20 protein-coding genes and 1 pseudogene are annotated in these 22,168 nt (G+C 55.0%); 9 read left to right on the forward strand and 12 right to left on the reverse strand.

Translation table 11 applies throughout. The features are described 5' to 3' along the window. Positions 1–2 precede the first annotated feature (2 nt). From ACFJIU_RS16085 to ACFJIU_RS16100, 4 genes are read right to left on the reverse strand one after another with little or no spacing between them, the layout of a single operon-like run. The gene (locus ACFJIU_RS16085) at positions 3–1,193 is read right to left on the reverse strand and encodes an N-acetyl sugar amidotransferase (RefSeq protein ID WP_379061404.1); all 1,191 of its coding nucleotides are present in this window, start codon (positions 1,191–1,193) and stop codon (positions 3–5) included. Then, on the reverse strand, positions 1,186–1,887 hold the full coding sequence (locus ACFJIU_RS16090; RefSeq protein WP_379061406.1) for an AglZ/HisF2 family acetamidino modification protein: 702 nt from the start codon (positions 1,885–1,887) through the stop codon (positions 1,186–1,188). The genes ACFJIU_RS16085 and ACFJIU_RS16090 overlap by 8 nt, the downstream gene beginning before the upstream one ends. A 53-nt stretch (positions 1,888–1,940) precedes the next feature. Then, complete coding sequence (gene hisH, locus ACFJIU_RS16095) at positions 1,941–2,567, reverse strand: imidazole glycerol phosphate synthase subunit HisH (RefSeq protein WP_379061408.1); 627 nt, start codon at positions 2,565–2,567, stop codon at positions 1,941–1,943. Continuing rightward, entirely contained in the window at positions 2,564–4,003 is a 1,440-nt protein-coding gene (locus ACFJIU_RS16100; protein WP_379061410.1) for a lipopolysaccharide biosynthesis protein, read from the reverse strand. Before ACFJIU_RS16100 ends, hisH begins: the two co-directional genes overlap by 4 nt. 294 nt (positions 4,004–4,297) lie before the next feature. Between ACFJIU_RS16100 and ACFJIU_RS16105 the strand changes: the two genes are divergently transcribed. The 4 genes from ACFJIU_RS16105 to ACFJIU_RS16120 all read left to right on the forward strand — a co-directional run bounded on the left by ACFJIU_RS16105 (position 4,298) and on the right by ACFJIU_RS16120 (position 8,457). After that, positions 4,298–5,599 (forward strand): nucleotide sugar dehydrogenase, encoded by a 1,302-nt coding sequence (locus ACFJIU_RS16105; RefSeq protein WP_379061413.1) that lies wholly within the window; start codon positions 4,298–4,300, stop codon positions 5,597–5,599. Between the two features lie 36 nt (positions 5,600–5,635). Then, positions 5,636–6,754: a Wzz/FepE/Etk N-terminal domain-containing protein gene (locus tag ACFJIU_RS16110; RefSeq protein WP_379061415.1), complete on the forward strand. Its 1,119-nt coding sequence runs from the start codon at positions 5,636–5,638 to the stop codon at positions 6,752–6,754. 105 nt (positions 6,755–6,859) lie between these two features. After that, a complete protein-coding gene (locus ACFJIU_RS16115; protein WP_379061417.1) occupies positions 6,860–7,885 on the forward strand; it encodes a Gfo/Idh/MocA family protein in 1,026 nt (341 codons plus the stop codon). Then, on the forward strand, positions 7,885–8,457 hold the full coding sequence (locus ACFJIU_RS16120; RefSeq protein ID WP_379061419.1) for a DapH/DapD/GlmU-related protein: 573 nt from the start codon (positions 7,885–7,887) through the stop codon (positions 8,455–8,457). The genes ACFJIU_RS16115 and ACFJIU_RS16120 overlap by 1 nt, the downstream gene beginning before the upstream one ends. 21 nt (positions 8,458–8,478) lie before the next feature. Here the strand turns inward: ACFJIU_RS16120 and ACFJIU_RS16125 are convergent, their stop codons facing one another. From ACFJIU_RS16125 to pseG, 3 genes are all read right to left on the reverse strand, one after another. Then, positions 8,479–9,423 carry an NAD-dependent epimerase/dehydratase family protein gene (locus ACFJIU_RS16125; RefSeq protein WP_379061421.1) on the reverse strand — a complete coding sequence of 315 codons (945 nt, stop codon included), beginning with the start codon at positions 9,421–9,423 and terminating at the stop codon, positions 8,479–8,481. A 235-nt stretch (positions 9,424–9,658) separates the two neighbouring features. Continuing rightward, complete coding sequence (pseI, locus tag ACFJIU_RS16130) at positions 9,659–10,705, reverse strand: pseudaminic acid synthase (protein ID WP_379061423.1); 1,047 nt, start codon at positions 10,703–10,705, stop codon at positions 9,659–9,661. Positions 10,706–10,993: 288 nt separating this feature from the next. Next, positions 10,994–11,926, reverse strand: a complete 933-nt coding sequence (gene pseG, locus ACFJIU_RS16135) for a UDP-2,4-diacetamido-2,4,6-trideoxy-beta-L-altropyranose hydrolase (RefSeq protein WP_379061425.1) — start codon at positions 11,924–11,926, stop codon at positions 10,994–10,996. 135 nt (positions 11,927–12,061) lie between these two features. On the opposite strand from pseG, the gene ACFJIU_RS16140 reads away from it, so the two are divergent. Genes ACFJIU_RS16140 through ACFJIU_RS16150 form a run of 3 tightly spaced genes read left to right on the forward strand, consistent with a single transcriptional unit; the run spans position 12,062 to position 14,521 of the window. Then, positions 12,062–12,796, forward strand: coding sequence for a cytidylyltransferase domain-containing protein (locus ACFJIU_RS16140; RefSeq protein WP_379061427.1), 735 nt, complete (start codon positions 12,062–12,064; stop codon positions 12,794–12,796). Then, positions 12,793–13,179, forward strand: a complete 387-nt coding sequence (locus ACFJIU_RS16145) for a GNAT family N-acetyltransferase (RefSeq protein WP_379061429.1) — start codon at positions 12,793–12,795, stop codon at positions 13,177–13,179. Before ACFJIU_RS16140 ends, ACFJIU_RS16145 begins: the two co-directional genes overlap by 4 nt. A gap of 7 nt (positions 13,180–13,186) precedes the next feature. Then, the gene (locus ACFJIU_RS16150; protein ID WP_379061432.1) at positions 13,187–14,521 is read left to right on the forward strand and encodes an aminotransferase class III-fold pyridoxal phosphate-dependent enzyme; all 1,335 of its coding nucleotides are present in this window, start codon (positions 13,187–13,189) and stop codon (positions 14,519–14,521) included. A 57-nt stretch (positions 14,522–14,578) separates the two neighbouring features. Here the strand turns inward: ACFJIU_RS16150 and ACFJIU_RS16155 are convergent, their stop codons facing one another. Genes ACFJIU_RS16155 through pseB form a run of 3 tightly spaced genes read right to left on the reverse strand, consistent with a single transcriptional unit; the run spans position 14,579 to position 17,741 of the window. Then, a complete protein-coding gene (locus ACFJIU_RS16155; RefSeq protein ID WP_379061433.1) occupies positions 14,579–15,481 on the reverse strand; it encodes an aldo/keto reductase in 903 nt (300 codons plus the stop codon). Between the two features lie 14 nt (positions 15,482–15,495). After that, a complete protein-coding gene (pseC, locus tag ACFJIU_RS16160) occupies positions 15,496–16,707 on the reverse strand; it encodes a UDP-4-amino-4,6-dideoxy-N-acetyl-beta-L-altrosamine transaminase (RefSeq protein ID WP_379061435.1) in 1,212 nt (403 codons plus the stop codon). 8 nt (positions 16,708–16,715) lie between these two features. Beyond that, a complete protein-coding gene (gene pseB, locus ACFJIU_RS16165) occupies positions 16,716–17,741 on the reverse strand; it encodes a UDP-N-acetylglucosamine 4,6-dehydratase (inverting) (protein ID WP_379061437.1) in 1,026 nt (341 codons plus the stop codon). Between the two features lie 209 nt (positions 17,742–17,950). Here pseB and ACFJIU_RS16170 point away from each other — a divergent pair, with 209 nt between their 5' ends. After that, positions 17,951–18,859, forward strand: a complete 909-nt coding sequence (locus tag ACFJIU_RS16170; RefSeq protein ID WP_379061439.1) for an MBL fold metallo-hydrolase — start codon at positions 17,951–17,953, stop codon at positions 18,857–18,859. Between the two features lie 54 nt (positions 18,860–18,913). Here ACFJIU_RS16170 and ACFJIU_RS16175 read toward each other — a convergent pair whose 3' ends face one another. Together ACFJIU_RS16175 and ACFJIU_RS16180 are read right to left on the reverse strand one after the other, a co-directional pair. Further along, positions 18,914–19,702: a DUF1499 domain-containing protein gene (locus ACFJIU_RS16175; RefSeq protein WP_379061442.1), complete on the reverse strand. Its 789-nt coding sequence runs from the start codon at positions 19,700–19,702 to the stop codon at positions 18,914–18,916. Between the two features lie 275 nt (positions 19,703–19,977). Beyond that, positions 19,978–21,608 (reverse strand): annotated as a pseudogene (locus tag ACFJIU_RS16180) (fatty-acid--CoA ligase). Between the two features lie 194 nt (positions 21,609–21,802). Between ACFJIU_RS16180 and ACFJIU_RS16185 the strand changes: the two are divergent. Continuing rightward, positions 21,803–22,159, forward strand: coding sequence for a hypothetical protein (locus ACFJIU_RS16185; RefSeq protein ID WP_129415969.1), 357 nt, complete (start codon positions 21,803–21,805; stop codon positions 22,157–22,159). Positions 22,160–22,168: the final 9 nt, after the last annotated feature.

A 22,168-nucleotide genomic window follows, 5' to 3' on the forward strand; every position in this document is an offset into this window, starting at 1 on the left:
CCTTAAGAATAAATTCGCAACCTACGTCCAGTCACACGCTGGAGGATATCCTGTGCGCCCTTCGCAAAACTTTGCAAACCGTCCCAGGTCCCGAGCTCCTTTGCATCATGGAGAGGAGCATTCATCAAGCGCTCAAACTCCGCCTCTGAGATACGAATTTTCTTACAGAAGTACTGTATGTCCGCAGCCAGCTCATCAGGGGCATACAACGGATCAAGAAGTGTCGCCACCGCCTCATCCCTGGACATCTGACCGGAAAGTATCAAGCTGGACAGATGGGGCTTACGCTTGTCGTAGCCAAACCGACGCGGCAGATAGTGATTCTGAAAGAATCGAGTAAACACAGATTCGCCGTGCTTGCGCAAATAGGGCTTGTAGTCGACTTTCTCGACAAGCTCCGCGAGAGCTTTCTTCTTATCATAAGGAAGAAAATTCAGAGGAAGAACCGTCCTCATTCCATAAAAGAAGGGATATCCAAAATAATATTGAAAAAAACTAATTGTCTTGTATTGACGCAGCGGATGCTCGCCAAATTTCTTGTGAACCGACCGCAAGTTAATGGCATCCATCGCGCTATGATGCCAGGCCCGAGGGAATACAGATTCAGTTGCTAAATTTCCACCACTTATAATATATTTAATCTTATTCTTAACAGAGAAATGATACATGCTTGCAAAAAAAGCGTGGTCCTGTGGAACATCCTGGTTTGCGACACCGGCCTTGAGATAAGCCAGCTGCAAATCACGCATTTCCTCCCAATCCATGACATGGGTGTGAAGGTCGTAGCCACAATACTTTACGATATTCTCGATATTTCGAACTGCCAGCTCTGTATTCCAGCCAGCGTCGACATGAACGACCAGCGGCCTTAGGTCAAACTCCTTCAGCTTAAGTGCAAGATAGGAACTATCAACACCTCCGCTGAGGCCAATAATACAATCGTACTCTCGGCCGCGACCCTCCTCCTTGATGCGCGCCACAATTTTATCCAGCCGCGCCTTGCCTTCCTTTCCAGGAAACCAATGCGTCGACTGAACATCATCGAAATAGTGGCAGTGATTGCACACACCATCGTCGTCGAAGGCAATTTGGGGATCGGTGGTGTCCATAACGCAACGAACACACATCCGATAGCCATCAGCGCTCACGGCTCGGTACTGTCCTGAACCAGCAGGATTCAAAATATTAATCAAGTAAAGCCTCCAACTCTTGCTGTGAAGGATAGTTTATTAACACAGCACGATGCCTACCGTGAAATACAAACAAACTCCCTGCCGCCGCCGCTTCAACATGGCCTTTTTGCGTCACTTCCTGAATATGATCCAGAGAACCCGCGCCCCCGCAAGCTATCACTGGCGTGTCGACACTTTCTGCTATTTTCTTAATCAAGGCCACGTCGTAGCCACTCATGGTACCGTCGCGATCAATGTTGTTGATCAGGATTTCGCCAACTCCGAGCTTCGCGAGATTAACGGCGTGCTGAACAGGATCAGCTTTCGTATTCGTCCTGCCACCATCAATCCAGACTTCATACTTTCCGAAGAAGGAGCGCTTCACATCAATCGCCGCGACCACGCTTGAAGTGGCCAATGCGTCGCATGCGGATCGAACGAGATCTGGGTTTCTGAACGCGGCACTATTAATCGCGACCTTTTCTACTCCGATACGCTGCAGTCTGCGCATTTGACCCAGATCCGTTATTCCGCCACCATAAGCAAGCGGCATAAAGCACTCACTGGCTATATCCCGGATCAATTCAAAATTCGGCTCGCGACGCTCCGAAGTTGCGCCGATATCCAGCACAAGGATTTCGTCAACTTCCTTCTCATTGAAAATTCTAACCGCATTTATTGGATCACCGACATATTTCGGGTCCTTAAACTTCACAGTTTTGTAGAGCCCTCCCCCTCGTAAAAGAAGGCAAGGGATGACACGCGTCCTCAGCATTCGGTAAACCGGTCCAGGAAATTGCGGTAGACTGCGACGCCGAATTTATGGCTCTTTTCAGGATGAAATTGCATAGATAGTACATTCCCCTTGCCAACCACGCTGGCAAACGTTCCACCATAGGAAGTTGTCGCGAGCACGATCGAGGGATCCTCCGTGATCATATAGTAGGAATGTACAAAGTAAAACCGCATCGGCTCGGGTACATTTTGAAAAATACCAATGCCATCCGCTGTTGGAATGACAGTATTCCAACCCATATGCGGAATACGCAATTTTTGGTCTACCGGCGACTTGAAGCGAACCAGATTGAAGTCGAGCCAGCCAAATCCCGACAGCTCGCCTTCCTCACTGGCCTTGCCAACAAGTTGAGCACCCAGACACACTCCGAGCGTTGGTTTGCGTTGCTCTACGACCAACTCATTAAGCAAATCATAGAGGCCGAGATTTCGCAGATTGGATATGGCGGTGTCGAATGCTCCGACGCCAGGCAAGATTATCTTTTCTGCCTCTCGCAAAGCGCCATGATCACGCGTAATTATCGCCTTGCCACCAACTTTTGCCAGCATGTTAGCGATTGAGGCAACGTTGCCAACGTCATAGTCGACAATTCCAATCACGTCGTTTCCTCTTTACCGAGCAGCGCCCCAACATCGCGAGCGCTTTTTAGCACAAGAACTACTGAGATCGCGACTGCAACGAAGGCACAAACGACTGCCCCTGCGAGACCGGGGATGAGAAAATTGCGCACCAGCGCGAATACCGAGCAACTCAGCAAGAGCGTCGCCATACCCTCAAACAAAAGGCGCTGCAAGTGCCACTTCGAGAAACCGGACACGGAAAATATGGCGGTAAGATAAACGAGGTGATAGACACAATTGACTACCGCGAAGCCAATCACGGAAATGATCGGGTTCTCTCCTGCCATAAGTGGCAAAATCACAACGATTGCGGTTAGCATATCGAAGGTCATTTGCACCTTAAATGAGACTTCTTGGCGCCCAGCCACCTCAAAGAGTCTTTCCGGCCAGCTGGTTTGGACGCTCAACCATGCAGCCGGCGCCAGGATCATCGCATAGATGCCGGCCTCCAGCCATTTGGTGCCAAACAAAACAACAAAAACGACATCTCCCCAAACGCAGACAAACACAAAGAGAGGGGCCAGACCGCACAGCGTCAACCGCAGCAGAGCTCGTGCCGTCGTCTCTATTCGCATGGCGCCCCTGTACTCAATAGCCTCCCTGTAGAAGACTTGGCTCAAGCCGGCGGTTGCAAGCAGCATTGGGACGCTGAGTACAGTCCGTGAAAGACCATAGAACCCTGCCGCGGCAGCGGCACCCGTTGTCGAAAAAACGTAGATCGGCATGTCACGTGCAGCAGTTCCGATCAGGCTATAAGGGGCATTGAAAACCACAAACTGATGAAACCGGTTCCAAAGAACGCGGACGTCGTCTGGCGTAGGTATGCGGAAATAGCGGTATATATTCGAAGCGACATACCGGAGGACAAGAGAGATACCAACAAGCTGACCAGCCAATTTGGCGGCCACTAGTCCCAGTGCCCCCAAAAATGGTCCTGCGGAAAAGGCGAAAGCGACGTAACCTACTTGATTGTACACATTGGTTCGAGCGATCGGACCAAAACGTTTTTGTCGTGTCAAAAGTGACGTCGCAACTTGCATGAACACGGTTGCTGCCGTCATGGGCAATGCAAACCACATCCACATACTCTGACCAGAATGCCCTAATTTTGCGGAAATGGGCTCTCCGAAGATGACGATACCAGCGATGAGCACCATCAAAACGATCAAGGTAAGCAAAGAGATCAAGCTAATGAGCAGGCCTCCTTCCTTCTCATCTGCGGCAAGCTGAAGCGCCAGATCCAAGCGCAACGTGCAAGCGATAACCAAGACGGCTACCACTCCCATGAAAAGCAACTGGAGGCCGAACGCCTCAGGCGTGTAAAGGCGAGTGAGAACCGGAACCGCCAAGAGAGGAATGATTTGGGCAAGAGCAAAACCACCCAACATAGTCTTGACGTTGGAAACAAAGCTCATTCGAAGAACCCATTAAACACCAAGAAACCACACGGCAACGCACACAACCAACTTCCATTTTCGTATTTTGCGTTCAAACCCGTCGTCCCATGGGCCTTGGCTACAAGAGAGCCCGTCAGTTTCCCAATCACACGACCAAGGAGCCGACAGATGCCAACGCGACTTGTGCTCGAAAATCAGCAACAATGTGATCGCACCAGTTGCCTGCCTTGGCTGACAACTCGAACCCTTGTCAAGGCAAGGGTGAACCAGTAAAGCCGACCCCACCAACAGCAAAGCGATCGGACTGGCACATTGACGCTCCTTCTGGAAAAAATCAAAGCAAAGACAGCGGTGGTAGGCATCATCGGTCTCGGTTATGTGGGTATTCCGCTCGCTCTTCGTTTTTCGAATGTTGGCTTCCGAGTACTCGGCTTCGACATAGATCAGGGACGAGTTGATGCTCTGAATGCCGGAAAGAGTCCAATCGCCCACATTCCGAGCCATGAAATCGCTGAGATGGTAGCTTCAGGTTTTGAAGCCGTTACGGATTTTTCCCGGATCAGCGAAGCCGATGCCATTGTAATCTGCGTTCCAACCCCCCTGAGCAAACATCGCGAGCCGGACCTCTCGTTTATTGTCTCAACTATGGAAAGCCTCGCCCCTTATCTAAGGGCGGAGCAGCTGCTGTCACTCGAAAGCACAACATATCCAGGGACAACAGCCGAGGTCCTGCAGCCCTATATCGCGAAACGCGAGCTTCGTATTGGCGAAAACTTCTACCTCGTTTATTCTCCCGAACGGGAAGACCCTGGCAACGCTCATTTCAATACCAGAACAATCCCGAAAATCGTGGGCGGGTCTACCGTGACCTGCCGTGAAATTGGTCATGCTCTCTACGCCAACGCGATTGACAACGTCGTTCTCGTATCATCGACCCAAGTGGCCGAGCTCACTAAATTGCTCGAGAACATCCATCGTGCAGTAAATATCGGTCTCGTGAACGAGATGAAAACCATCGCCGACAAGATGAACATCGACATTTTCGAGGTTATCGACGCTGCAGCGACGAAGCCCTTCGGCTTCACCCCGTACTATCCGGGACCCGGCCTCGGCGGCCACTGCATTCCGATCGACCCGTTCTACCTGACCTGGAAGGCGCGCGAGTATGGGCTCAACACCCATTTCATAGAGCTCGCCGGATCGATCAATCGTGATATGCCACGATGGGTTCTGGAAAAAATCGTGGCAGCATTGAACAATCGACGCAAAGCACTCAGAGGAAGCCGAATTCTTGCGCTTGGGATTGCCTACAAGCGCGATGTCGATGATATGCGCGAATCTCCATCCGTTATGGTAATGGAACTGCTCCGTGAACGCGGCGCCATAGTCGACTATGCGGATTCAAAGGTGCCCGTATTCCCGAAGATGAGAGAGCATCATTTCAATCTTCAATCAGTAGAGCTGACGAAAGACAATATCGCTTCTTACGATTGCGTTGTGGTCCTTACCGATCATTCTGATTTCCCCTACGATCAAATCCTAGACCACGCGTCACTCATCGTAGACACGCGTGGCAAGTATCGCGCTCCTCATCCCAATGTTGTGAAAGCGTAAACCAGCACTCTTCACACTGGTGGAGTATTGATGCCCATGCGAAGTGATTACACCGTAGAAACCTTAGACCTCGGTATAGCTGACCTAATAAGAACGCTTTGGAACGGAAGGCTCGTAATCACAGGCATTGGCCTAGTATCACTCCTTATTGGTATAATACTCTTTTTTGTTGTCCCGCGCTCATACCAATCGGAGATCGAGATCACCCCCTTGCGGCAAACACAATTTTCTCTTTTTACGACGTTAGCGAACGAAAAAATATTTCCTTATACTCCCGAAGCCCTCGAGCTTGAGTATGCGACATACGTTCGCGACTTCGACAATCTCGTAGCGAAAGCCAAGGAGACAGGTGTCGTTCGGCGCTCAGATTTGTCCGATCAACAGTATGACAGCGAAGCCCGCAAATTCGTTGGCGGCATCGTGTTTGAAACGCCTCCACCTTCCGCAACTCAAGAGACGCCGTTCCTTAGAATAGTCGCCCGCAGCGACAACGCAGAAGCTCTGACAAATTTTGTTACCACAGTCTTGCGGACGTCATCCCAGGAAATGGCCAAGGATTTGGCCGAGGCAGTACGCCAACGGGCGAATGGGATCAAGGAAGCGCAGCTTGCGGAAGTTGCCAAGCTCAAAATAGATATAGCAGCGAGGCGTCAGCGTGTTGACGCCATGCGGAATGACCAGATCGCCAAGCTAAGTGAGCAGGCTGACATTGCCCGCTCTCTAAAGATTGAAAAGCCGATTGAAGTTCGCGCATTGGATGCAACGGAGCAAGGTCGGGGCTCCGTCCAAATTAACTCCGCTAACGATTCTGACCCATACTTACGCGGTTACCTTGCTCTTGATGAGCAAATAGTTGCGTTAAAGAACCGCAAGGACAATGATCCTTTCATAGATGATCTTCGCGAGCAGCAACAACGTATCTATACCCTTGAAAATGATCCTCTCTCAGGACGCATCCTGACGCTACTGTCGCTTACGCCCTTAGCGGATTCATCAACAACACAACTTGTGCGTTACAGCCTTGCTTCAGCCACAGCCGAAAAGGTTTTTCCGAGAGCAAGCGTCTTCTTGCCACTCTTCCTACTGTTTGGATTTGGGTTGGGAATTGGGTATGTGCTCCTGCACGAGATTTATGCTGACAAAGCGAGCGCTTAGTGGGCCTCGGATCAGGAGCGGACAAGAAGAGGCTCCATCACGTTTCCTGCGCGCCAAGGCCATGAATAAAGTTCGCGCCTGCAAATAAATTAAAGGGAGAGCTTGGTGCCATCTATCGCACATGTTGGCTACGGCTATTGGGGACGCAATCTAGCCCGAAATTTTTCGCGGATTGGAGCGCTCGTCGCCGTTGTCGACGCCAATGTACAGGCTGCGGAGGAAGCCGCAGCGACATATGGGGTGCAGACCCTCTCATTCGATGATGCACTCGCGGCTAAGGAAATCGATGCGATTTCCATCGCCTCGCCAGCAGAGCTCCACTATTCTTTAGCTCGGAGCGCACTGGAGCGGGGCAAGCATGTTTTCGTCGAGAAACCATTAGCTCTTGACGTCGCCGAAGCGGAGCACTTGTCGGAACTGGCTGATAGTCGTGGCCTCACTCTCATGGTGGGGCATCTCCTGCACTATCACCCGATTTATGTCCGACTCGCGCAGATGGTTCGGGATGGAGAACTGGGCAACCTTCGCTACGCCTATTCAAATCGATTGTCGCTTGGCAAGTTCAGGATTGAGGAGAATGTGCTGTGGTCATTCGCTCCACATGACATCTCTATGTTGCTCGGGCTCTTCGACGAGGATCCGATCTCCATTTCTGCACAAGGCAGCATAGCATTCACCCCGAATGTTGCAGATTTCGTAACGGCACAAATGAAATTCCGGAACGGAGCGGGCGCCCATATCCAAGTAAGTTGGCTGCACCCTTTCAAGGAACAGAAGCTGGTTGTCATTGGCCAAAAGGCAATGGCGGTTTTCGAAGACAGCGAGCCTAACTGGGATCGAAAGTTGCTTGTCTATGACCATGTCATCGACACAGCGGGACGTGTCCCGACACCGACTAAAGCCGATGCTCGTCCCATAATTGTGCCGCACGGAGAACCCCTTCTGGAGGAGTGCAAGCATTTTATTCGCTCCATCGAGAACGGCACGGAACCGCGAACCGGCGCGCGCGAGGGATTGCGCGTTTTGAGGACCCTTAGCCTTGCCGAGGATAAATTACGTGAAAATCTTGGAATCAAAGACCTAAGGCCAGCCATGCTAAATTCCCTGCGAAATGATCGGGAGAACAGTTAGTGAGCTCCAACTACTTTATTCATGAAAGCTCCTATATCGATGAAGGCGTCGAGATCGGATCAGGAACGAAAATCTGGCATTTTAGTCATATCATTGCAGGTACCAAAATCGGAGAACGCTGTTCTATCGGTCAAAATGTGATGATTGGTCCCGATGTTTTGATCGCTGACAACTGCAAAATCCAGAATAATGTTTCACTCTACAAAGGCGTTGAACTTGAAGAGGCCGTTTTTTGTGGTCCGTCTTGCGTCTTTACCAATGTCCTCAATCCAAGAGCTGATGTAGAACGCAAAACCGAGTTTCGGCCAACCAAGGTGAGACGCGGAGCGACCATCGGGGCCAATGCGACGATCGTATGCGGCAACGAGCTGGGCGAATATTGCCTGATTGCAGCGGGAGCCGTCGTTACGAAACCGGTACCACAATACGCATTGATGGCCGGTGTTCCTGCACGTAGAATTGGCTGGGTTTCGAAAACCGGCGAAATCCTAGACGGAACGCTGCGCTGCCCAAGAACTGGTGAACAGTACATATTGACAGCAGATGGTATCTTGGAGCCATCCGAGAAATAGTAGTAATATTGTTCGGTGATTTTATCGGATATTTTGGCTTGGGAACAGCAGAGACTTTCCAGAGATAGCTTCTTGAGCTGTCAGAGGCTGCTGCCAGTTAAATGTTTTACGAAAGTTCCCCGAGTCGATCTCTAGATCACCAATCAGGCTATCTGCAGCAGAACGCTGCCCGATTAGACCAAGAGCAATACTCAGGAAGCTTGGAGGAAAAGGAAACAGCAATGCTGGGCGTTGCATCCGATATCGCATTAACCGGACGATGTCGGCTGTACTTACTGCTTCCTGATCGGCAATCGCGTAGGCCCCAGAACGGACCTTATCATGATCCATGGTGGCAAGAAGCGCTACCGCATGAACGAAATTGTCGACGGCCATTAGGTTCCGACGATTTCTAAACGTGCTCAGGGGTAAAGGGACGCCCGACGCTGCCACGCGTTTCAGAAGCCGCCAATTGCCCGAGGCGTGATCTCCATAGAGCATAGGGGGTCGTAGCGAGATAGCATGGCGATCAATTTCAACGAACTTCGCGATATGATTTTCACCCGCCAATTTGCTCCGACCATAAACGGAGTAATTTCCAGTTGGAGTTTGATCATTGACAACAGATCGGGAGGCATGGCCTGTGACAACCGCGATCGTTGAGGCGTTAATGAGTAACCGAACATGGCTTGTTTGCGCTTGTTCAACTAAACGCGATGTGCCCCTGTCGTTGACCTCTGAGAAGTATTCATCTGGAACGCCACGACTCCCGACATGGCCGGCGAGGTGCACAACGACATCACAGCCCTTCAACGCGTCGGTCCAGTCTGTTTCAGCACCGATCGAACCAATCGAAACCGCATCGCCAAAGCGATTATCAGGTAATTTTCTGTAGGCGCAACGAACGTCAAGCCCTTTCGCTGAAAGGTATAGAGCAAGCCGGTGACCTACAAATCCACTCGCGCCAGTGATCAGAATTTTGGGCATAAATAGACAACTTTTTTTGAACCTGCGCCTTCTAGAGAACGAACACAGGAAGGTGCAAGTCTTTCACTGTACTCTAACTGCAGCACAATCGACTATATACGCCATGTCCAATAGGACTTGTGATAAGTGCTGCCGGCGCGAGCAAGAGACCACCCGAGATATATTCGATTGGGATGTGAACCCGGCCGGATGCGTGTCATAGCCTTAACAATCCTTTTCGCTTTCAAACGACGCGTCAGCTTATGAGCTCCCAACTTATCGGTGTCCCGACGGGTGCATCCCTGGCTGCGCGTTTGCCAATCACGACATCATAGAATTTCGGCGGCAATCCGAAACCTGGACGGATGATGCGGACGTTTTCAGCGGAAAGTACATCGCCGGCTCTCACATCGCGCGAGATGTAGAGAGAACGCCGGAAAGCCGTCGATTTCTCTTCGGCCGGCTGTGTGCCATATCTGACGCCCCCCAGAGATTGCCATGCCCGCTCGGTTTCGACACGCAGTTGCAGGAATTCTTCTGGCTCGAGCGAAAAACTGGAGTCGACACCCCCGTCGCTTCTGCGAAGCGTGAAGTGCTTTTCTATGAGTACGGCTCCGTGTGCCACCGCTGCGGCCGACGCTCCACAGCCCATCGTGTGATCGGAAAGCCCGACCTCACAATCCGGAAATGCCACGCGCAAATGCGGGATGGTGAGCACGTTGGTATTTTCCGGCGTCGCCGGGTAGGTACTCGTGCATTTGAGCAGCACGATATTCTGGCACCCGCTTTGTCGAGCAGTACGAACGGCATCGTCGATTTCGGCCAGCGTTGCCATGCCGGTGGAAATGATCATAGGCTTGCCGGCTGCTGCCACCTTTCTAATGAGAGGCAGATCCGTGCATTCGAAAGACGCGATCTTAAAAGCGGGGACGTCGAGCGAACTGAGGAAATCGGTGGCGGTATCATCAAAGGGCGTCGAGAAGCAGTGAATGCCATGGTTGGCCGCACGCTCCATAATCGGTCTGTGCCACTCCCAAGGAGTATGTGCTTCCTGATAAAGCTCATACAACTGCCGGCCCGCCCAAAGACTTTCCTCGTCGTCGATCACGAACCCCGGCGCGCGGATGTTCAAGGTCATCGTATCGGCGGTATAGGTCTGCAGCTTGATGGCGTCCGCGCCGGAACGAGCCGCAACGTCCACAATTTCCAACGCCCGCTCAAGCGACTGATTGTGGTTTCCAGACATTTCCGCGATCAAGTAGGGACGATGATCGAGACCGATTTCACGATTGCCGATTTTCACAACGCCTCCCCATTCCGACAGCCCAAATTCGTGCCCACGCCCGGCCGCTGCAAGTCCAGATCGCTAGCGGCATTCGAGAGACGAAGTCGACACGTCATCTCGTGAACTTCGTCGAATCTGTCAAGCTGCGCGGACAGACATCCTTCCACGCTTCCAGCGACAACGATCGGGCGGGATTTGACGATCTGCTATCAGGAACCCAGCAATGCCTGCACCACGCGGTCAGCGCCAGTCCCGTCACATATCGCGGCAGCCGAAAGATGCATCGCATGCAGTTTGGGCCTGCTTTCAGCCAACATGCGGATTGCGCCAGCGACACCGCTGGCTGTGTCGGTCGAGAAGTCTCCCGATCACAACCGCAGCACCAGATTCCTCCAAGGCAGCAGCATTGTGTAGCTGATTGTCAGCGACAATGATGAGGAGAGTGGGTCGGCCGACACAGCAGCGTTCGTAGCTCGCACTGCCGGGTGCGCCCACGACGATATCGGCCGCGGCTGTTAGCCTCGCCATCGTCTCAGCGTCAGCGCCAGCATGCAGATGCCATCGACCGCCGCCAGCGGAAATGGCGGTCCTCGTGGCGTCGAGATGGGGCGCGGCCGCACCGAGAACGCAGTCCACCTCATACATTCCACCAGCGCCACGGATACCCTTCAGCACAGCCTCGGTAGCATTCACATTGTCGCTCAAGCCCATCGAGATCAAAATGCGGTGTACCGCATCTGGCCTACGTTTAAGGGCTGCATGCCGTTCTTTTTGGAAAGCGTCGCGCAGCATCGCGTAGTTGCTGCCGCAAAGCAGGATCGTAGTCATATCGACCAGCCCGCCGTACTCTTCGGACCGCCGCTGAAAAGTCATGTCGACCAAATGGGTACAAGCGTGACGCCGCGACGGCGCATCGTCGATGACCAGTATTTTCTTGGCCCAACCTGCCAGTGACTTCTCAAATCCTTCACCGAGGCCATAGTGATCGACGACGGCAAGTTCCACACCAGAGGGCCAATGCGATTTCATCCGCGCTGCATCAGCCTCAGTGGCGGCCATGCCTTGCAAAGTTCCGGGGAAATCGACGAGCAATTGCGGAATGCTCCTCACGGTCTCGTCAGACACGGCAAAGGTGACGTCGAAGCCATGTCGTCTTAGCGCTGCACCCAGAGCAGCGCTGCGCACAACATGTCCTCCACCAATGATCGCCCCAGCATCGCACCGGATCACCGCCCTCATCAAATAGCCCCCACCAAAGCTTCAAAATTGTGTGTGATCAAATGCAAACCTCTTGATAACGCATGGATATTGCCGCTCCATCTACTATAGAGACGTGACAATCGGGCAATCTTACAGCACTCGCCGGATGCAGTGATGATCATAGTGGTGTTGCAAGCAAGAGCATCTTCGAAACGGCTTCCGGGCAAGGTACTGAAGCCTATCCTCGGCAAGCCAATGCTGCATCGCCAAATCGAGCGCATCCAATGCGCAAAAGTACCAGCGCGGCTGGTGTTGGCGACCAGCCACAATCCGGAAGACGATGCCGTAGCGAGTATAGGTCAAGACGCCGGCATTGATGTCTATCGTGGCAACCTGGAGGATGTCCTTGACCGTTTCTATCGCGCGGCCGAACCATTCGCTCCTTCTCATGTCGTACGGCTGACCGGTGACTGTCCACTCGCCGATCCCAGCGTCATCGACGCGGTAACTCGCTTCGCTATCGACGGAAATTACGACTACGCTTCGAATTCAATTCGACCGACATTCCCCGACGGGCTGGATGTCGAGGTGGCGACTTTCGAAGCCCTTCAAATCGCCTGGAGGGAGGCGACAACAAAATCTGATCGGGAACATGTGATGCCGTTTCTTCATCGCCAGCCGGATCGGTTCAAGTTGGCGAACTATGAAAATGAAAGGGATTTGTCTGGACTGCGTTGGACAGTCGACGAGCCTGCAGATTTTACCTTTGTAGAAGCCATATATCAGGCCCTCTATCCGACAAAGCCCACCTTCGACAGCGGTGACGTGCTTGCCTATCTGGAAGCGAATCCGTCACTAGCGGCACTGAACTCCGGGTTCGTGCGAAACGAAGGGTTCAAAAGCGAATGAAGCTGCGTCCCGCGACTGTCGAAGACGCGCGACTGTTGTTCGATTGGCGAAATGAGCCGCTCACCCGAGCGATGTCGGTCAACGCGGAACCAGTCACCTGGGAAGCCCACCTGAAATGGCTCTCCACCAGGCTGGCCCGACCGGACCCCGGGCTATACATCTGCGAGGAAGATGGCAACGCACTGGGCATGGTGCGCGTCGACGACGATCAGATCAGCTATTCCGTAGACATGAATTTTCGAGGCAAAGGTGTGGCCACCCGAATGCTCACATTGGCACGACATCATTTCGGCCCGAAACGTGCGAGGATAAAGCGAAACAACGAAGCTTCGGCAAAAGTGGCAACGAAAGCCGGCCATACAGTTGAATATATCAAGGATTGAAGTCGCGATGTCCAATTCCAGCCCGAGGCAGGAAACGAACCCTCTCCACGCACGCGGTGGTCGCTATCGGACTTCAGAGGAGATGCTGGATCAAGCGCTGAAGATCATTCCGCTTGGGTCACAGACATTTTCAAAAAGCCTCACGCAGTATCCGCGTGGTGTCTCGCCTTTCTTCATCCAGCGGGGTAGCGGCTCCGTTGTCCGGGATGTTGATGGCAATGCATATACCGATTTCAACAATGGCCTGTGCTCTGTAACGCTCGGTCATGCCGATGCGGATGTGAATGCCGCCGTCATGGAGCAGCTCAAGGATGGCATCTCTTTCCCTTTGGCACATCCCCTCGAAAGAGCGGTGGCAGAACTCATCGTCGAGATGGTGCCGTCGGCGGAAATGGTGCGTTTCGGGAAGAACGGATCCGACGCGACCTCTGGCGCCATCAGGGCAGCGAGGGCCTTCACCGGTCGAGAACGAGTCGCCATGTGCGGCTACCACGGCTGGCAGGACTGGTACATCGGCTCGACTGCCCGCAACAAAGGGGTCCCGAAGGCAACCCGCGAGCTCTCCCATGTCTTCCCGTATAATGACCTGGAAGCGCTCGACAAAGTCCTGTCATCCCAACCCGATGAGTTTGCTGCGGTCATTCTCGAACCGATGAATACCACCTTCCCGAAAGAGGGCTACCTGCAGGGAGTGATCGACCTCGCTCACAGCCACGGCGCAATCGCGATCTTCGACGAAACCATCACGGGTTTTCGATATGCCGAGGGCGGCGCCCAGCAGCTTTTCGGCGTACAGCCGGATCTTTCCTGCTTCGGCAAGGGACTGGCTAACGGCTATCCTCTTTCTGCGGTAGCCGGGCGCGCCGACATCATGGCCGAGTTTGCCGAGATTTTCTTTTCCTTCACCATGGGCGGAGAAACAATGTCTCTGGCAGCAGCCCAAGCCAGCTTGAGGAAAATCCGCAGCCACAATGTGATCGAGAAACTCAACGCGACAGGCAGCAAGATCGCTGACGGCGTCAAAGCCTTGATCGCCAAACATGGCTGCGAAAGCTTTCTCGGCTCCGCAGGACATCCGACATGGTCGTTCCTGAGCATAACCGATGCCAACGGGAGCACTTCCTTCGAAATCAAAACCCTATGGATGCAGGAAATCCTGGCCCGCGGCATCATTTCGGTTGGCACACACAATGTCAGCTTCGCGCACAGCGACGCAGATGTTGCAAAACTGCTCACTGCCTATGATGAAATATTTCCGCTCTTGCGCGACGCCGTAGAGAACAAGGCCATCCGGCAATATCTTCGCTGCGAACCGATGGTGCCGCTGTTCCGAGTGAGGTAGAGGGAAATGCACTAGTAGCTCCGAAACGCCAGCAAACTGCGTCAGAGGAAGCCCCATTTACAACCCACCCCACAATGCGGGGTTCAACAGGCGCTCATCGGAAATCGGCCAACGCCAGGAGGCATAATCGATTTGTCGAGCGCGCAACCGGTTCGCCGTTGAAACGATTTCCTCGAATTCACGAAGACTGGCCGCCCCGACGATCACACGATCGACCATCGGATGGCGAAAGACGGAGGCGAGGAGCCCTTCCATGACAGTCAGATCGGCCTCGGCGAAGGTTTGACGCATTTGGACCAGGGACGGCGCAAGAGCCGCAAACTTCGACGGCAGTTGCTCTGGTGGCGACAAGAGCAATCCCTGGAGAAAGATCGACCGGGCGTGAATCTCGACCTTGCGCGCCGCCAAGCTGTCGAGCTGGCCTTCATCAACCAAGCGCAAGTCGAGGGCATTGATAGGAAGCTGGACGATATCGATGTCGTAGCGTGCCAGCAGTGTATCGATATCGTTGCCGGAATAGACGGAAGCACCAATCTTGCGGGCTCGTCCCGATGCCTTGACACCCTGCAGACAGCGCCAAACCTTGTCCCCATAACGACCGAGCAGATCTGCCACATCGTGAACCATCAGGGCATCGACATGGCTAACCTGGAGATCATGGATCGATCGCTCAAAGCGCGAAATGATGGCTTCGACAGCCGCATCTGCGCTCCTTTCGCTAGCGACCTTGACCGTTTTGGTCACGATGGCGAAAGCAGCCCCCGCAGTCGCTAGACCTAGCGTAGCCTCACTGTCACCATAGAGGGCGGCTGTATCGATGGTGCGGACCCCATTCTGATGTGCAAAGCGAAGAATGGAAGTCGCCTCCTCCACCCCCACTTTGCCGGCCTGATTGGTAACGCCATAAGCAAATCCAAACTGAACGGTGCCGATCCCGAGACGCGCCGGATCAGAAAGCATGAGCGCCATTTCCGCTAGCTATTGATACCCAGGACACCCCTGACTGCTCTGACGACCCGTTCCGCATCCTGGTCTGTCATCAGCGGATAGTAGGGAATGGAAAGGGCCTTTTCGTAGTATGAGTCGGCTCCCGGCAGATCGACCACACGCGAGTGCTCGACGTAGTAAGGTTGGCGATGGATCGGGATATAGTGAACCTGAGTACCTATCCCCAGTTCCCGCAGATCAGCCATCACGCGAGCCCGCTCCCTGCCGAGCGCAGCGAAATCGATGAGCAGCGGATAAAGATGCAGCACCGGTTCTGCACAGGCCTCGATCAGAAGCGGTTTTACGAGTTCTCCAATATCGCGAAACTGACGATCGTAGATCTCCTTGAGTTGCGCGCGCCGCCTCGCAAACATCGGCAGTTTCTTGAGCTGCGAGTGCGCAAGAACGCAGGCAAAATCGGGCGCCCGGTAATTGAAGCCCAATTCCTGCATTTCGTAATACCAGGGATTTGCATCGCCTGAACGTGCAAACGCCAAATCGTGGTTCACGGTTTTTTCGGTGGCTCTTACCATCCCGTGCGAGCGCAAGAGCTTCAATCTTTCGTAGAGAACCAGATTGTTGGTTGTAACCACGCCGCCCTCACCCATTGTGATCGTCTTCACCGGGTGCAGCGAGAAAACGGTCATCGCAGAATGTTGGCATGAGCCAACCTTGACCGCGGCACCAGTCTCGTCGCGATAGGTTGATCCCAAAGCATGGCAAGCATCTTCCACCAGGACGATGCTATGTTCGCTGGCTATGCGTGCAATTTCCGGCATATCCACCGGGTTGCCATTGAGATGCACCACAACAGCCATCTTCACCGGCCCTGCGCTACGCTTTATGGCTGCACGGAAAGTCTCGGGCGTAACCAGGCCGGTATCCGGATCTGCGTCGGCAAAGACGATCTCGGCACCCGTGTAGCGCATGCCGTTGGCGGAGGCCAAAAACGACATGGTCGGCGCAATCCCGATATCATTCGCGTCGACCTGCGCAGCCAGCGCAGCCAGATGCAATGCCACCGTTCCATTGGAGACGACGACAGCGTAGCGAGCACCAACGACTGCTGCGAATGCCGCTTCGAACGAGTCGACCGCGGGACCGGTGGTCAACCAGTCCCCGCGCAGACATTCTGCAACCGCAGCGATGTCGTCTTCATCGACCCAGTGTCGACCGTAGGGTAAGAAACTCTCGGACATGACAGACCTCAAATGCCGGTGCGCGCCACCAATTCATTGAAACCGCTCTCGTCCAGCCATTCGTCGTTGATATCGCTCGAATAGTTGAAATTGCTGGGGACCCGCTTCAGATTACCCGCAACGTCCTCATCCTTTGTCCAGAAACGGAAGGCGGGCAAGATCGCATAGCGGTCGCCGAGGTCCACCGTCATGCGGGCATCGTCGCCGGTCACCATGACCTCGTGCAGTTTTTCACCCGGGCGAATGCCCACGATTTCATGCGGAATGCCGGGCGCGATGGCATTGGCGAGATCGACAACTTTCATCGATGGGATTTTCGGTACAAAAATCTCACCGCCATTCATCAGGTCGAACGAAGACAGCACCATGTTGATGCCCTGCTCGAGCGTAATCCAGAAACGGGTCATTTCTGGATGTGTGATCGGGATACGATCGACCTTGTTTGCAACCAGCTTGCGGAAAAACGGCAAGACACTACCACGCGAACCCATGACGTTGCCGTAGCGGACAACCGAGCTTCGGAGACCTGATGCGCCGGCGATATTGTTTGCGGCAATGAAGATCTTGTCAGAGGCAAGTTTTGAAGCGCCATAGAGATTGATCGGGTTGGCTGCCTTGTCCGTGGACAGCGCGACGATTTTCTTCACCCCCTTGTTCAAAGCCGCTCGGACGACATTCTCGGCGCCGATGATGTTGGTCTGAACACATTCGAACGGATTATACTCCGCAATCGGCACGTGCTTGAGAGCTGCGGCATGAACGACATATTCGATGCCTGCCATGGCCATTTCCAATCGAGCCTGATCTCGAACGTCACCAATAAAATAGCGCAGACAAGGATATTCTTGATCGCTGAGTTCCTGGTTCATCTCGTATTGCTTCAACTCATCACGCGAGAAGATGACAAGGCGAGCAGGTTTATAGCGCTGCAGAACGGTACGCACGAATGCCTTGCCGAAGGAACCGGTTCCCCCCGTGATGAGTATCGATCTGCCATCCAGATTCGGCGCTGGCTCGAGAAAATTGCGGATCATTTGGATGTTTCCAGGAATTGTCTTCGGGATGAAAATTGAACCGATTCTGAGAGTAAACGCGGATGCTGGAGCAGGGCTTGCCGAGAAAAGCACGTTGGCACTCAGCCTCGAGCGGAAGCGGCTGGCCCAAAAACGCATCGCCTTTTTGTCAGTTGTCCATGCTAGATGGCAGCCACTATCGTCGTTCCCACACCGGAGCTTTGCGCCGCATGACGCTGAAATTCGATCCCCGGTTCGAGCCTGCCTATGGTTCAGCTGTCGAATTGACGCCTGGCCTCCTGCGTATCACCGCGCAAAATCCCAGCCCGTTCACATTCCACGGTACCAATTCCTACATTGTCGGTCGCGATACGCTGGCGGTGATCGACCCAGGACCTGAAAACGAAGCGCATTTCAAAACGCTGGTCGAAGCCATTGCCGGGCGGCCGGTCAGTCATATCTTCGTCAGCCATACGCATCGTGACCACTCGCCGCTCGCCGCCAGGCTGAAAGCGGCGACAGGCGCCACGGTTCTGGCCGAGGGGCCACACCGCCCTGCCAGGCCGCTCAGGATCGGAGAAACCAATCCACTTGATGCCAGTGCCGACACCGAATTCCGGCCCGACATTGTCCTGCCTGACAATGCCCTCACCAGCGGCGACGGCTGGACGATCCGCACGGTTCTGACACCTGGTCACACTGCCAACCACGCCGCCTTCGCCCTGGAAGGCAGCGGCATGCTGTTCTCGGCCGACCATGTCATGGCCTGGGCTACCAGCATCGTGGCGCCACCCGACGGCGCGATGGCAGATTACATGCGCTCGCTCGACCGGCTGCTGGAACGCGAGGATCGCGTTCTGCTGCCCGGCCATGGCGGACCGGTAACGGCACCGAAAACCTTCATGCGCGGCTTGAAGGCGCACCGCAAGATGCGCGAGCGGGCCGTGCTTGAACGGCTGAAATCAGGCGACCGCAGCATCAAGACGATCGTCGAGGCGATCTATCGCGAGACCGACCCGAGGCTGCACGGCGCTGCCGGGCTTTCGGTTCTGGCGCATCTGGAAGACCTGGTCGCACGGGGGCTGGCGACAAGCGATGGCGAAGTCTCGATCGACGGCGTATTCCGGCCGGCGGCCTGATCGGTCAAAACTCGCGACACAGCTCAGAGCCGGCCATCGCGGTCCCCAAGGAAGCTACTGCGCGGCTGTCGTCCCGATCTGCGCAGCAACCTCCTGGTCAAGTTCGGCGAGGAACGCGACGATCCGCTCGGCATTGTCACCGAGATCATGACGGCCATAGCGCGACGCCGAGCGCATATCGACCAATGTGGTCTCGCCATCGGTGGTGATGCGGACCGCCACGTCCGCGGGCAGATCCAGCACGAAGGATGTGGCGAGCGCGGCGATCGTCGCCTCGGTTTGTCCCTCCTGCGGTTCGGGCATCTCGCCGACGATTGTCCAGCCTCGACGGTCGAACACGGTCTGCACGGCCGCCAAGGTCTCGTCGAATGGCAGGTCGTAACGATGGCCGGTTACCGCCGGGTAGATCTCGGCCTGAAGGCGTTCCTCGCCGGGTGTCAACGGCGCAAGAACATTCATGCCGGCGGTGCGGGAACTGATATCGAGCCGAGGCGGATTGTCGAGATCGGTCGAGACATCACGCAATGTCGGATAGCTGGCCATGCGGTACCCGGCAACGCCGTAAGGCACCAGCACGAGCACAGCCAGAAGTGCGCCCACCGAAAGATCGCGGCCACCGATAGCGCCATGGCTCCACAACCTCGCCAGCGCGAAACCTGCAAAGAGCAGGGCCAACAGGGCCAGCAGCGCCACAAGCGCCAGCACCCAGAGAAAACCGCCGGTCTCGACCAGACCATAGTGGTGACCGCCCCAGGCAGTGAGCAGAAGCACTGCCGAGAAAGCCCCCGTTCGTCGCGACCAGCCCGCCGCTCTTGCCACCTGCCGTTCGGGATATGCCGTCATCGCCACCAATTTCCCCAGAACAACTGTGGCGGTTTCCCGTCCGGAATTGCGTAAAAACAAAGAATTAGAGCGTTTCCGCGTTTCCGTGAAGAACGGAAACGCTCCAGTCCGGCTCGAGCATTAGAGTGTTTCTGCGCCGGATTGAAGCCGAAACGCAGCACTCCGCACCGGCTTCGGCTGGGAATTGCACAGGCCAGAACGTCACCCAAGCGACGCTCTGGCGCGTCGCTTGGCATCCCTTCTGAAAATCGGTTCCGACGTTCGAAGCCATGTACTCAGTCGGTCGGGAGGCGATAGTCGCGGAACTGCGCGCGCAAGGCGCTTTTCTGGATCTTGCCCGTGGCTGTGTGCGGAATCTCGGCAACAAAGGCGACATCGTCCGGCATCCACCATTTGGCGATCTTGCCGCTCATGAAACCGAGAACATCGTCTCGCGAGAGCTCCTTGCCCGGCTTCTTCACCACCACCAGCAACGGGCGCTCGTCCCATTTGGAATGGCGGATTCCGATCGCGGCCGCCTCCGCCACATCGGGATGGCCGACAGCGAGATTCTCGAGTTCGATGGTGGAGATCCACTCGCCCCCGGACTTGATGACGTCCTTGGCCCGGTCGGTGATCTGCATATAACCGTTGGCGTCGATATGGGCGACATCTCCGGTATCGAACCAGCCGTCGTCATCGAACTGCTCGGCTCCCGCACCGCCATAATAAGCGCTGGCCACCGCGGGACCGCGTACCTTGAGGCGTCCGAATGTCTTGCCATCCCAAGGATGAGCGTTGTCGTTATCGTCGGTGACCTTCATTTCGACACCGAACGGCGCGAAGCCCTGAGTCTGCTGGACATCAAGCCGCGCATCGCCGGTCAGCCCGGCATATTCCGGTTTCAGGGTTCCCAGCGTGCCAAGTGGGCTCATTTCGGTCATCCCCCCAGGCATGGATGACCTGGACATCGTAGTTGTCCTGGAATTTCTGGGTGATGGCGCGCGGACATGCCGAACCGCCGATCACCACCTTCTTCAGGTGAGGAAGTTTCTTGCCCGTTTCCTCCAGATACTGCAGCAGCATCAGCCAGACGGTCGGGACCGCCGCAGTGAAGCTCACCTGTTCGGTGTCGAGCAATTCATAGATGGACGCGCCGTCCATCTTGCCGCCGGGCATGACCATCTTGGCCCCGATCATCGGCCCCGACTGGCCAAGCCCCCGAGGCGTTGGCGTGAAACATCGGCACCACCGGCAGCACGACATCGCGCGAGGAAATGCCCATGGCATCTGGCATGGCCGCGATCATGGCATGGAGCACATTGGAGCGATGGCTGTAGAGCACCCCCTTGGGCTCACCCGTGGTACCGGAAGTATAGCACATGCCGGCGGCAGTATTTTCGTCGAAGCTTGTCCATTGGAAATCGCCATCGGCTTTGGCCAGCCATTCCTCATAGGGCACGGCATTGGTCAGGCTGGTTGCCGGCATATGCGCCTTGTCGGTCAGGACGATGATCTTCTTCAGCGAAGGTACAGCACCGGCAATTTTCTCCACCAGAGGCATGAAGGTGAGGTCGACGAAAATCGCCTGGTCTTCAGCGTGGTTCATGATCCAGACGATCTGTTCGGGAAACAGGCGCGGGTTGAGCGTGTGGTACACCGCACCGATGCCCATCGTCCCGTACCAGGCCTCGAGATGACGAGCGGTGTTCCATGCCAAAGTCGCGATGCGGTCGCCCAGTTTGAAGCCATCGCGCTGCAGCCGCTGTGCGACTTTCAATGAACGCTGCCTGAGTTCGGCATAAGTCGAACGCAGGATCGGCCCTTCGCAAGAGCGCGAGACGATTTCACGCTTGCCATGCTGGATCGCCGCATTGTCCAGGATCTTGTGGCACAGCAAGGGCCATTGCTGCATCAGTCCGAGCATCGTGTTCCTCCTCATCTTATGTTTTTTTGCATTCTGGAAGGAACGTCGAGAAAGTCCAGACTGCCGCAAGGTCAGAAAAGACCCTTTGTGCGCGCATCGCGCGGCGATTCTGCAACCGACCATTGTCAAGCCGACCAAAGTCTGCATATTTTTAAGCTGGCGGGACGTGACAGGCGAGATGGATGAGGTTCGCGATGGACCCGCAGATCGACGATGAAGCCCTTGAAACCGCGCTTGAGGAAAGCCTCGGCGAGCTGACCCCGGTGGCCAAGGCCGTCTCCACGGAGGAATTTGCAACTGTTGTGGACGGCGCGCTCGAAGCCGTCAGCGGCAAGCTTCTTTTCAGCATGTGCGTGTTGAATGAGGGCGCCGACGAGTATGTCGCCGCTGCATCCGTCGGCGACGGCGAGAACCGGCAATATCTGCTGCTGTCGCTGCCGGCCAAGGGCGGCTCGCTGAAGGTGGAAACCGCCTCCAAGAGCAGCAACCCCGCCGCACGTATCGCCGAGGCGTATGCCGGGCTGATGGATGCGCTGAAGGTCGCCGCCTGATTCCAGAGC

It is taken from the genome of Mesorhizobium sp. UC74_2 (assembly GCF_042701485.1).
Lineage (GTDB): Bacteria > Pseudomonadota > Alphaproteobacteria > Rhizobiales > Rhizobiaceae > Mesorhizobium.